At 66.0% G+C, this 13,822-nt stretch carries 2 protein-coding genes; both read right to left on the minus strand.

Annotated elements, in window-relative coordinates; translation table 11 throughout:
- Positions 1-25: 25 nt before the first annotated feature.
- Entirely contained in the window at positions 26-1,432 is a 1,407-nt protein-coding gene (locus tag ACQPW1_RS30560; RefSeq protein ID WP_433655232.1) for a DHA2 family efflux MFS transporter permease subunit, read from the minus strand.
- Complete coding sequence (locus ACQPW1_RS30565) at positions 1,429-13,821, minus strand: SDR family NAD(P)-dependent oxidoreductase (RefSeq protein ID WP_433655233.1); 12,393 nt, start codon at positions 13,819-13,821, stop codon at positions 1,429-1,431. Before ACQPW1_RS30565 ends, ACQPW1_RS30560 begins: the two co-directional genes overlap by 4 nt.
- Position 13,822: the final 1 nt, after the last annotated feature.

Raw genomic sequence — 13,822 nt, forward strand, 5'->3', positions numbered from 1 at the left:
TTTTCTCGACTACCAAGTGGTCACATCACGGATTCGGGCTATCACTCACCCCGCGCGCGTCGGCGTACACGGCTACCGGACGCTTGCCCGCGCCAACCGCGAACAAGGTGAGGCCACCTGCGAGACCGCATGCGGCCATGAACAGCCACGCGGTGTGGAAGGCGGAAACATCAGGGCGAACATCGAGCACGGCCGTGACGACAGCGACGCCGAGGGCAAGCCCGACCTGGCGGCACATCGACATCATCGCGGTGCCGGTGGCGAAACGCTCGGGCGGCAGCGGGAGCGTGGCGGCCGCGGAAAGGCTCGGCAACAGGATGCCGAGCCCGATCCCGGTGATGATCGCTCCCGGCAGCAGGGTGGAGACGTAGTCCGAGTTGCCGTCCGTCGCGACCACCCACCAGATGCCCCCGGCCGCGAATATCACGCTGCCGACCAGCCCGACCACATGCGCGCCGTACCGGGCGGTGAGTAGGCCGCCCGGCACGCCGAACACCCCGGCCATCAGCGGCCCGGGCGCGATCTCCATTCCGGCGCGCAGGACCGAGTGGTGCCAGATCCCCGTCAGGAAGAGCGTCGTGGCGAGCACCATCGCGCCGAATCCGCTGAGCAGAAACATCGCCGCGAGATCGGCCAGCGCGACGGCCCGAATCCGCAGGATCGCGGGTTCGATGATGGGAGCGGGGTGTCGGAACGCGCGCCGCGCGCTGAATACGACACCGAGTACACCCAGGACGATCAAGCCTAAGATCCGCGTATCACCCCACCCCCAGGCTTGTCCCTGCACGATCGCCGCGACAATCGCCGCGACAGTCCCCGCGAGCACGAGGGCGCCCAATATGTCGGGAGTCGAGCGTGCTTCCTCGCGAATCTCCGGCAGCACCCGCCAGCCGACGAATACCGCGACGATGCCGATGGGGATGTTGACGAGAAACACCCAGCGCCAGTCGGCCTGCACGAGAAGCCCACCGATCGGCGGTCCGGCCGCGGCGGCGGCACCCGCCATCGCCGACCACAACCCGATCGCGGCACCGCGTTTCTCCGGCGCGAAGAGCGGCAGGAGCAGACCGAGCGAACTCGGCGTCATCAAGGCCGCGCCGACCGCCTGCAGGATCCGAGCGGCCACCAGAACACTGAGCACGGGGGCGACCGCACAGCAGGCCGACGCGACGGTGAACAGTATGAGGCCGGTCAGAAACGCCCGCTTGCGCCCGGACTGGTCCGCCCACCAACCGGCTGGCATGAGCAACGCGGCCAGCGTGATCGCGTAGGCATTCAGCACCCACGAAAGCTCGCCGAGGCTCGACGACGAGAATGACTTCAACAGGTCCGGAAACGCGATGTTGACGATGAAAAGATCCAGCGACGAAACGAAGACGCCGACCAGGACTACGGCGACGGACAGGCCCCGTCTCGGGGCAATTGCGGTCATGCCTCAACCCAACTCTCGATAGTGTCTGCGGTCGCCACGGCGGCGGCCGCAATCAGGGCGAAATGGTCTGCAGGGATGGAGATTTCGTCGCCGCCGAGGTCCCATGCGGGCCAGCGGGGACCGTCGTCGCATCCATCCATCGGCTCAGTCGCTCTGATCAGCAACGTCGGGGCGGCGATCCGCGCTTGGTGACGCTCAGGGAGTAGTCGCATATAGCTGCCCATGGCGAGCCAGTTGGCATCATCCACCAGGATGGGCTCCTGCTCACGTGTCAGAATTTCCGTCATGACCAGCGAGAAGACCCGGTTGTTCTCCTCCTCGTCCGCCTCCGGCGTCGGAGTGTCGAGCAGGACGACACCGGCTGCGGTTACGCCCGTTTCTTCGAATCGAGCGGCGAGCGAATGCGCGATGACGCCTCCGGCCGAGTGACCGACCAACACAAAGGGAGCCGCACCGACGGCCCGGCGGATCGAGTCCGCAAGGACCTCCACCATGGCACTCCAGGATCCCGGTGCGGGCTCGGTGTCGCGGAATCCGGGCAGCGAGCAGACGAAGACGTCCCGCACACCCGCGAAGCGATCGGCGAACCGCATGAACTGATGTGGACCGGAACCGACCACGAAGGAGGGCACACAGACCATCGCAGGCAGCGCGCTCCCTGAGGCGAGTTGGACGACGTAGCTGTCCTCGACCCCCAGCTCGGCGGCCGATGCGAAGGCGGGACGGAATCTCGATGCCTCGATCAGCAACGGCAAAGCCTCGGCGATCGACCCGCTGGCGTGGGCGTGGCGAAGCAGTGCACTGAACGTGCCGAGGCCGTTCTGCGCAACGGGCCAGTCGCTGTCTGCGTTTCGAGGCGTGCGCGCCGCCGCACTGACGTCTTTGAGGAGCAGCCGGGTGACCGCGCCCAACGTCGGGTGGTCGAATACGAGGGTGGCAGGCAGCCGCAGACCGGTGGCCTGAGTGAGCCGGTTACGTAACTCGACCGCGGCGAGGGAGTCGACCCCGAGTTCCCTGAACGCGCGGTCGGAATCGACGGCCTCGACGGAGGCGTGGCCGAGTACGGCAGCGACCTGCGCACGGACCAGTTCGAGCACGATCTGCTCGCGATCGCCGTCCGGCACGCCGGCCAGTCGCTGGGCCAGCGACCCGCCTGTCGCGGACTCCGTGCGGCGGGCCGGTACGCGTACCAACCCACGCAATAGTGCGGGAAGCATCCCCGCCCGAGCCTGCGCGCCCAGCCCGCCGAGGTTCAGCCGCACCGGCACCAGCAACGCCGTATCCAGTCCGAGGGCCCGGTCGAACAACTCCAGGCCGAGCTCCGTCGAGAGTGCGCCTGCACCCGTGCGCGCGAGCCGCCCCAGCTCGGCCTCGCCCAATGCGCCGGTCATCCCAGTCGCTTCCGCCCACAACCCCCACGCCAGCGAGGTGCCGGGCAGCCCTTCCGCGCGCCGCCGCGCCGCGAGCGCGTCGAGCGACGCGTTCGCGGCCGCGTAGTTCGCCTGTCCGGGACTGCCGATCAACGCCGCGACAGAGGAGAACAGCACGAACGCTGACAACTCCATCCCGGCGGTCAACTCGTGTAAATGCCACGCCGCGTCCGCCTTTGGACGCATCACCCGGGTCAGCTGCGCCGCCGTCAACGACTCGACCACACCGTCATCGAGCACACCAGCGGTATGCACTACCGCCGTCAACGGACGGTCCAGCGCATTGATCAGCTCGGCCAAACTGTCCCGATCGGCCACATCGCATGCCGCGATCCGCACCTGGGAGCCGAGTGCGTCGAGGTCCGCGACGAGTTGCTCGACACCATCCGCGGCCCGGCCGCGGCGGCTGACCAGCAGCAGGTGCTTCGCGCCGTGCTGTTCAGCGAGATGACGGGCGAACAACGCACCCAAACCACCTGTGCCACCGGTGATCAGGATCGTTCCGTCCGGATCGAGCGGCACCGGAACCGTATGCACCGACGCGTGCCCGAGCCGTGGCGCCAGCAATCGACCCTCACGCACCGCCAACTGCGGCTCGTCGAGCTCGATCAGCGCCCCCCAGTCGATATCACCGCTGTTATCGATATCGACAAGCACAAACCGACCTGGATGCTCCGACTGAGCACTACGCACCAAACCCCACACCGAAGCCAACGCCACATCCGGCGCTTCCGAACCCACCGCGACCGCACCACGCGTCACCACGATCAATCGCGCCTCGGCCAACCGCGCACTGGCCAACCACCGCTGCACCAACGCCAACCCTTGTCCAGCAACCACCGACGCGGTCCCGGCCGGATCACCGGTCTCGACCGGACTATCCACCACGGCGACAACCACCCCGGGCACCACCGCACCCACAATCAGCGCCCGCTCCAACGCATCCAGATCCGCATAACGATCACCCGTATCCGCCACCGCATCGCTCACACCAAGAATGGCGACCGGTACCGACCCGGAGCGACCCGCCTGCGCGACGGAGACCCAATCAACCTGGAAGAGCGAGCTCTGCTCGCCCCGCCGCGCGCTCTCGAGCTGCGCCTGCTCGACCGGGCGAACAACAATGGAGCTGACCGACACCACCGCAGCACCGGAATCGTCGACCGCGTCCAACCGCACCGAGGAATCACCGGTGGCGACGGCGCGAACGCGCAGCCGCGAAACACCATGACGCCCGAGCCGCACACCCGCCCAGGAAAACGGCATACCAGGCCGACTGCCGTCACGGTCGGTCAACAGACCGACCCCACTCTGCAATGCCGCGTCGAACAGCGCCGGATGAATCCCGAATCCCTCGGCTGCCTGTTCCGAGCTATCCGAGTTATCGGGCAACGCCACCTCGGCATAAGTCTCATCACCGACACGCCAAGCCGCACGCACCCCTTGGAAGACCGGACCATAGTCGAAACCGAGGCCGGTAAAGCCGGCGTAGAGCGCATCGACCGCCACCGGCACCGCGTCCAGCGGCGGCCACTCGGTGGGCCACGCTGCAACCGGCTCCACCTCGAAACCAAGCACGCCACGCGCGTGGCACGTCACCTCCCGAACACCCTCGTCCCCACCGGTTTCCGCACGCGAATAGATCACCACGTCCCGGCGACCATCCGCACCGCCCGCACCAACCATGACCTGCATCTGCCGCGCAGTGTCCGCCTCCAACAGCAGCGGCGCCTCCAACACCAACTCCTCGACCACCGCACAGTCCAGCTCACGGCCGACCGCCAACACCAACTCGACCAGCGCGGTACCCGGTACCACTACCATCCCCAACACCACATGGTCCCGCGTCCACGGCTGCCCATCCTGGGAGATACGACCGGTGAACAACCACTCGTCGCGATCGCCGACCGACACCACGGCCGACAACAACGGATGCTCGAACCGCCCCAACCCCGCCGCGACCACATCCCCGGCACCGCTGCTCGGCGACAGCCAAAACCGTTCCCGCTGAAACGCATACGTCGGCAAACCCACCCGCTGCGCACCAGTCCCGGCATAGAACACCGACCAATCCACCCCGACCCCAGCCACCTGCACCTGACCGAGAAACCCAGCAAATGCCGCCAACTCCCGCTGACGAGCACGCAACGCCGCCACCAACACCACATCGTCATACTCATCGAGTGTCTGACGCGCCATCGCCGTCAACACCGCGTCCGGGCCCAACTCCAAGAACCGACGCACACCCAAACCATGCAGAGTCCGTATCCCATCAGCGAACCGCACCGCGGCTCGAACATGAGCGACCCAATACTCAGGATCGGCCAACTCCGAAGACACCAGTTTGCCGGTCACGTTCGACACGATCGGGATCCGCGGCTCGCTGAAGCGCAATCCTTCAGCCACCCGCCGGAACTCCGCCAGCATCGGCTCCATCCGCAGTGAGTGGAACGCATGGCTGACGCGCAACCGCGACGTCTTTCGATGCTGCCACCGTGGCAGCCATTCCTCCACCGCATCCGCATCACCAGACACCACCACCGCACGCGGACCATTCACCGCCGCGATCTCCAACCGACCCCCGAAATCGGCAAGCGAGACAACAACTTCAGCTTCCTCAGCCTCCACCGCAACCATCGCACCACCAGCAGGCAGACCACCCATCAACCGACCACGCGAAACAACCAACACACACGCATCCGCCAGCGACAACACCCCCGCCACATGCGCGGCCGCGAGTTCACCGACCGAATGCCCGATCAAGTAATCCGCTCGCACACCCAACGACTCGACCAACCGGAACAACGCCACCTCAACCGCGAACAACGCCACCTGCGTGAACTCCGTCGCATCCAGCAACGCGGAATCCTCGGAACCCTCTGCAGCAGAAAGCAATTCGCGCAACGAACGACCCACCAACGGATCCAACACGGCACACACCGCATCCAAAGCCGCACCGAACAGCGGAAACACCTCCGCTAACTCGACACCCATCCGCGCCCGCTGCGCACCCTGACCGGTAAACAGAAACGCCGTCTTACCGCCGACAGCACAGCCCTCGAACACACCAGCCACCGGCTCACCATCGGCAAGACCCGCCAGCCCCGCCAGCAACGCATCACGATCCTCAGCCACCACCACCGCACGACGCTCCAGCAACGCCCGCGACGTCACCTCCGAAAACCCGACATCCGCCAACGAAACATCCGGCCGCGCAACCAAATACGAACGCAAACGCAACGCCTGCGCACACAATGCCGACGCACTGCGAGCCGACACCAACACCGGCACCACACCAACGGGCCGCGCCACCGGCGTCTCGACCGACACCGCATCCTCGACCGGTGCCTCTTCCACGATCACATGCGCATTCGTGCCACTGACACCGAACGACGACACACCCGCACGACGCAGCCGCTCCGAAGACGACCACGGCTGCGCCTCGGTCAGCAACCGCACTTCGCCGGCATCCCAATCGATGTGCGGTGAAGGCGAATCCACATGCAACGTGGCAGGCAACACCCCGTGCCGCATCGCCATCACCATCTTGATCACACCCGCAACACCCGCCGCCGCCGAGGTGTGCCCGATATTCGACTTGATCGAACCCAGCCACAACGGGCCCTCCGTGCGTTCACGCCCGTAGGTCGCCAGCAGCGCCTGCGCCTCGATCGGATCACCAAGCTTCGTACCGGTGCCATGGCCCTCCACCACATCGACCTCGGCCGGGCTCAACCCGGCATTCGCCAACGCCTGCCGGATCACCCGCTCCTGCGACGGACCATTCGGCGCGGTCAACCCATTACTCGCACCGTCCTGATTCACCGCACTGCCCCGCACCACACCGAGCACTCGATGACCTTTGCGCCGTGCATCCGAAAGCCGTTCCAGCACAACCAGACCCAGCCCATCGGAGAACCCGGTCCCATCCGCGGCCGCCGCATACGACTTGCACCGACCGTCCGGCGCCAAACCCCGCTGACGACTGAACTCCACCAGCAAGTACGGCCCCGCCATCACGGTCACCCCACCCACGAGAGCCATCGAGCATTCGCCCGACCGCAGCGCCTGGGCGGCCAGATGCATCGCCACCAGCGACGAGGAACATGCGGTGTCCACCGATACCGAAGGTCCTTCCAGACCCAAGCTGTAGGAAATCCGACCCGACACCACGCTCGACGTCGTGCCGGTCAGCCGGTACCCCTCCAATTCCGGCGCCGTCGAGCTGCCGTAGTCCGAGGTGACCACACCGCAGAAGACGCCGGTGTCGCTGCCGCGCAACGACATCGGATCAATACCCGCGTCCTCGAGCGCCTCCCACGCCGCCTCCAGAATCAACCGCTGCTGTGGATCCATCGCCAACGCCTCACGCGGACTGATCCCGAAGAACTCCGCGTCGAACTCACCCGGACCCTCTAGGAAACCACCACCGGTCGTATTCACCGTCCCGAGCTGGTCCGGATCCGGGTCATACAACCGCTCCAGATCCCAACCACGATCGGTCGGCAATCCCGACACCGCATCACGACCCGACACCACCAGATCCCACAACTCCTCTGGCGAAGTGACACCGCCGGGATACCGGCAACTCATACCGACAATCGCCAGCGGCTCATCCGCCTTCAGCTGCCGCGACCGCGCCGCGGGTTGCGAAACCTCGACGACCCCACCAACTTCGGTGCGAATCAACCGCGCAACCGCCACCGGCGTCGGATGATCGAAAATTAGAGTCGCAGGCAACCGCACACCAGTCACCTGGGTCAACCGGTTACGCAACTCGACCGCACCCAACGAGTCGAATCCGAGATCCTTGAAGGCCCGTTCGGAACCGACCGCCGCCGCCGAAGCATGTCCGAGGACAGCCGCGACCTGCGCCTGCACCAACTCGAGCACCACCCGATCCCGATCGGACTCGGCCACCTCCGCCAGCCGCTGCGCCAAGGACCCACCCGCCGCAGCACGGCGGGCAGGCGCACGCACCAGCCCACGCAACAACGCGGGCAGCATGCCCGCCCGCGCCTGCACCCGTAGCGCGGCCAGATCCAATCGCACCGGCACTAACAACGCCGCAGCCAACCCAAGAGATTGGTCGAACAGATCGAGCCCGAACTCGGCCGACAACCCTTCGGCACCCGACCGGTCCAGCCGCGCGCGATCGGTCTCCTGCAGCGCACCGGTCATTCCGGTCGAATCCGCCCACAATCCCCACGCCAGCGAACTCGCAGGCAAACCTGCCGCGCACCGCTGCGCGGCGAGCGCATCAAGAGCGGCATTTGCGGCGGCATAGTTGGCCTGGCCGGGGCTGCCGATCAACGCGGCCACCGAGGAGAAGAGTACGAACGCCGACAACTCCATCCCGGAGGTCAGCTCGTGCAGATGCAGCGCAGCGTCAAGTTTCGGACGCATTACCCGCGCCAACTGCTCCGGGGTGAGCGACTCGATCACGCCGTCATCGAGCACACCCGCCGCATGTACCACCGCGGTCAACGGATGCTCCAACGACTCGAGCAGCCCCGCCAACTGATCCCGGTCCCCGACATCACACGCCTCGACCCGGGCCTGCGCACCGAGCGCCGCCAGATCTGCGACCAACTGACCCACACCATCCGCCGCCGAGCCGCGACGGCTCACCAACAGCAACCGCTTGGCACCGTGCCGCTCGACCAGATGTTTGGCGAACAACGCACCCAAACCACCTGTGCCACCGGTGATCAGAACCGTCCCATCCGCATCCAACGGCGCCGGAATCGTCAACACCACCTTGCCGACATTGCGGCCCTCCCGCAGGAACCGGAACGCCTCACGACCGCGGCGCACATCCCACGTCCGAATCGGAGCAGGCGCCAGCACACCCTGCTCGAACAACCCGACTACCTCACCAAGCATCCGCCCGATCCACTCCGGCCCGGCTTCCATCAGGTCGAAGGACCGATAGCGCACCCCCGGATAGTCACGCGCGACGACCTCCGGATCGCGGATATCTGCCTTACCCATCTCGAGGAACCGGCCGCCACGCGGCAACAGCTCCAACGATTTGTCGACAAACTCGCCGGCGAGGGCATCCAGCACCACATCCATACCGGCGCCACCGGTCACCTCGAGGAACTTGTCCCGAAAACCGAGATCACGCGACGAGGCAATCCGCTCGTCGGGAATACCGAACGCGCGCACCGCATCCCACTTCGACGGGCTCGCGGTCGCAAACACCTCCGCCCCGAGATGACGAGCGATCTGCACCGCCGCCATCCCCACACCACCGGCCGCAGCATGGACCAGCACTCGATCACCAGGACGTACATCAGCGAGATCGACCAGCGCGTAGTAGGCCGTCAGAAACGCCACCGGCACCGACGCGGCCTCGGCAAACGACCAACCCGCCGGGATCGGCACCAACATCCGTCGATCCGCCACTGCCACCGGCCCGAACCCATCCGTCACCGGACCCATCACCCGATCACCCGGCGCCAAACCGGTTACCCCCGGGCCGATTTCGAGCACCACACCGGCTGCTTCGTTACCCAGCGGCGCCTCACCCGGATACATTCCGAGCGCGATCAGCACATCACGAAAGTTCAGGCCCGCGGCCCGTATCCCGAGCCGCACCTCACCGACACCCAACGGCCGACCGCCATCCGACGCAACGATCGCCAGATCCTCCAACGACCCCTTCCGCCCAATCGACAACCGCCACAAATCACCGACCGGCCCGGCAGGCGCGTGCCCGAGCCGTGGCGCCAGCAATCGACCCTCACGCACCGCCAACTGCGGCTCGTCGAGCTCGATCAGCGCCCCCCAGTCGATATCACCGCTGTTATCGATATCGACAAGCACAAACCGACCTGGATGCTCCGACTGAGCACTACGCACCAAACCCCACACCGAAGCCAACGCCACATCCGGCGCTTCCGAACCCACCGCGACCGCACCACGCGTCACCACGATCAATCGCGCCTCGGCCAACCGCGCACTGGCCAACCACCGCTGCACCAACGCCAACCCTTGTCCAGCAACCACCGACGCGGTCCCGGCCGGATCACCGGTCTCGACCGGACTATCCACCACGGCGACAACCACCCCGGGCACCACCGCACCCACAATCAGCGCCCGCTCCAACGCATCCAGATCCGCATAACGATCACCCGTATCCGCCACCGCATCGCTCACACCAAGAATGGCGACCGGTACCGACCCGGAGCGACCCGCCTGCGCGACGGAGACCCAATCAACCTGGAAGAGCGAGCTCTGCTCGCCCCGCCGCGCGCTCTCGAGCTGCGCCTGCTCGACCGGGCGAACAACAATGGAGCTGACCGACACCACCGCAGCACCGGAATCGTCGACCGCGTCCAACCGCACCGAGGAATCACCGGTGGCGACGGCGCGAACGCGCAGCCGCGAAACACCATGACGCCCGAGCCGCACACCCGCCCAGGAAAACGGCATACCAGGCCGACTGCCGTCACGGTCGGTCAACAGACCGACCCCACTCTGCAATGCCGCGTCGAACAGCGCCGGATGAATCCCGAATCCCTCGGCTGCCTGTTCCGAGCTATCCGAGTTATCGGGCAACGCCACCTCGGCATAAGTCTCATCACCGACACGCCAAGCCGCACGCACCCCTTGGAAGACCGGACCATAGTCGAAACCGAGGCCGGTAAAGCCGGCGTAGAGCGCATCGACCGCCACCGGCACCGCGTCCAGCGGCGGCCACTCGGTGGGCCACGCTGCAACCGGCTCCACCTCGAAACCAAGCACGCCACGCGCGTGGCACGTCACCTCCCGAACACCCTCGTCCCCACCGGTTTCCGCACGCGAATAGATCACCACGTCCCGGCGACCATCCGCACCGCCCGCACCAACCATGACCTGCATCTGCCGCGCAGTGTCCGCCTCCAACAGCAGCGGCGCCTCCAACACCAACTCCTCGACCACCGCACAGTCCAGCTCACGGCCGACCGCCAACACCAACTCGACCAGCGCGGTACCCGGTACCACTACCATCCCCAACACCACATGGTCCCGCGTCCACGGCTGCCCATCCTGGGAGATACGACCGGTGAACAACCACTCGTCGCGATCGCCGACCGACACCACGGCCGACAACAACGGATGCTCGAACCGCCCCAACCCCGCCGCGACCACATCCCCGGCACCGCTGCTCGGCGACAGCCAAAACCGTTCCCGCTGAAACGCATACGTCGGCAAACCCACCCGCTGCGCACCAGTCCCGGCATAGAACACCGACCAATCCACCCCGACCCCAGCCACCTGCACCTGACCGAGAAACCCAGCAAATGCCGCCAACTCCCGCTGACGAGCACGCAACGCCGCCACCAACACCACATCGTCATACTCATCGAGTGTCTGACGCGCCATCGCCGTCAACACCGCGTCCGGGCCCAACTCCAAGAACCGACGCACACCCAAACCATGCAGAGTCCGTATCCCATCAGCGAACCGCACCGCGGCTCGAACATGAGCGACCCAATACCCAGGATCGGCCAACTCCGAAGACACCAACTCGCCAGTTACATTCGACACCACCGGGATCCGCGGCGCACTGAACCGCAACCCCTCAGCCACCCGCCGGAACTCATCGAGCATCGGCTCCATCCGCGGCGAATGAAAAGCATGAGAAACCCGCAGCCGCGATGTCTTTCGATGCTGCCACTGCGGCAACCACTCCTCGGCCGCATCCGCATCACCAGACACCACCACCGCCTGCGGACCATTCACCGCCGCGATCTCCAACCGACCCACGAACCCAGCCAGGGATACGGCGACCTCTTCCTCACTCGCCTGCACCGCCACCATCGCCCCACCCGCCGGCAAGGCCCCCATCAACCGGCCACGAGCCACCACCAAAGCGCACGCATCCGACAGGGACAACACCCCCGCGACATGCGCTGCCGCCAACTCACCCACCGAATGCCCGATCAAGTAATCCGCTCGCACACCCAATGACTCGACCAACCGGAACAACGCCACCTCGACCGCGAACAACGCCACCTGCGTGAACTCCGTCGCATCCAGCAGCGCCGCTTCCTCGGAACCCTCAGTAGCAGTTAACAATTCGCGCAACGAACGACCCAGCAGCGGATCCAACTCGACACACACCGCGGCCAAGGCTTCAGCGAACCGCGGGAACACCTCCGCCAGCTCAACACCCATCCGTGCCCGCTGCGCACCCTGACCGGTGAACAGGAACGCCGTCTTCCCACCCACCGAACATCCCTGGAACACACCAGCCCCTGGCTCGGCCGCAGCGAGTGCAGCCAACCCGGTCAACAATTCGGCACGATCAGCGGCCACCACCACCGCGCGATGCTCCAGCAACGCCCGCGACGTCACCTCCGAAAACCCGACATCCGCCAACGAAACATCCGGCCGCGCAACCAAATACGAACGCAAACGCAACGCCTGCGCACACAACGCCACCTCACTGCGAGCCGAAAGAAGCACCGGCACCACACCCGCCGCTCGCTCCGGAACCGTCAGCAGCGCAATATCTTCGACCGATACCCGACCCTCGACCGCTGCGTCGTCGAGCCGTTCGCCGCCGGTCGGCGCCTCCTCCAAGATCACATGCGCATTCGTGCCACTGACACCGAACGACGACACACCCGCACGACGCGGCCGCTCCGAAGACGACCACGGCTGCGCCTCGGTCAGCAACCGCACTTCGCCGGCATCCCAATCGATGTGCGGTGAAGGCGAATCCACATGCAACGTGGCAGGCAACACCCCGTGCCGCATCGCCATCACCATCTTGATCACACCCGCAACACCCGCCGCGGTGGAGCTGTGTCCGATATTCGACTTGATCGAACCCAGCCACAACGGGCCCGCCGTGCGTTCACGCCCGTAGGTCGCCAGCAGCGCCTGCGCCTCGATCGGATCACCAAGCTTCGTACCGGTGCCATGGCCCTCCACCACATCGACCTCGGCCGGGCTCAACCCGGCATTCGCCAACGCCTGCCGGATCACCCGCTCCTGCGACGGACCATTCGGCGCGGTCAACCCATTACTCGCACCGTCCTGATTCACCGCACTGCCCCGCACCACACCGAGCACTCGATGACCTTTGCGCCGTGCATCCGAAAGCCGTTCCAGCACAACCAGACCCAGCCCATCGGAGAACCCGGTCCCATCCGCGGCCGCCGCATACGACTTGCACCGACCGTCCGGCGCCAAACCACGCTGACGACTGAACTCGACGAATAAGAACGGCCCGGAAAGTACGGTCACCCCACCGACCAGCGCAAGCGAGCATTCGCCCGACCGCAATGCCTGCGCCGCCAGATGCATCGCCACCAGCGACGAGGAACATGCGGTATCCACCGATACCGAAGGCCCTTCCAGACCCAGGAAGTAGGAAATCCGACCCGACACCACACTCGCCGTCGCACCGGTCAACCGGAAGCCCTCAACCTGAGGCTGACTCCCCGCGGGCCCCGCTGCGTAGTCCGAAGCCCCGACGCCGCAGAAGACGCCGGTGTCGCTGCCGCGCAACGACATCGGATCAATACCCGCGTCCTCGAACGCCTCCCACGCCGCCTCCAGAATCAACCGCTGCTGTGGATCCATCGCCAACGCCTCACGCGGACTGATCCCGAAGAACTCCGCATCGAAATCGGCTACACCGTCCACGAAACCGCCGTCGCGGGTATACACCGTCCCGAGCTGGTCCGGATCCGGGTCATACAACCGCTCCAGATCCCAGCCGCGATCGCCGGGAAATTCCGACACCGCATCGCGCCCGGCCGCCACCAATTCCCACAACTCGTCCGGCGAGGTCACACCACCGGGATACCGGCAACTCATTCCCACAATCGCCAACGGCTCACTCGCCCGATCCTCGAACTCCCGCAGCCGTGCTCGGGTTTCGTTGAGATCGACGGCGACCCGCTTCAGGTACCGAACGAGCTTCTCTTGCTGGGGGTCGGTGCTATCAACGCTCATG

This window comes from Nocardia sp. CA-128927 (assembly GCF_050955855.1).
Lineage (GTDB): Bacteria > Actinomycetota > Actinomycetes > Mycobacteriales > Mycobacteriaceae > Nocardia.

What these genes read in the sequence shown, in the direction of transcription:
- ACQPW1_RS30560 (WP_433655232.1), bottom strand. Translation starts at nt 1,432, where the DNA reads ATGACCGCAATTGCCCCGAGACGGGGCCTGTCCGTCGCCGTAGTCCTG.
- ACQPW1_RS30565 (WP_433655233.1), bottom strand. Translation starts at nt 13,821, where the DNA reads ATGAGCGTTGATAGCACCGACCCCCAGCAAGAGAAGCTCGTTCGGTAC.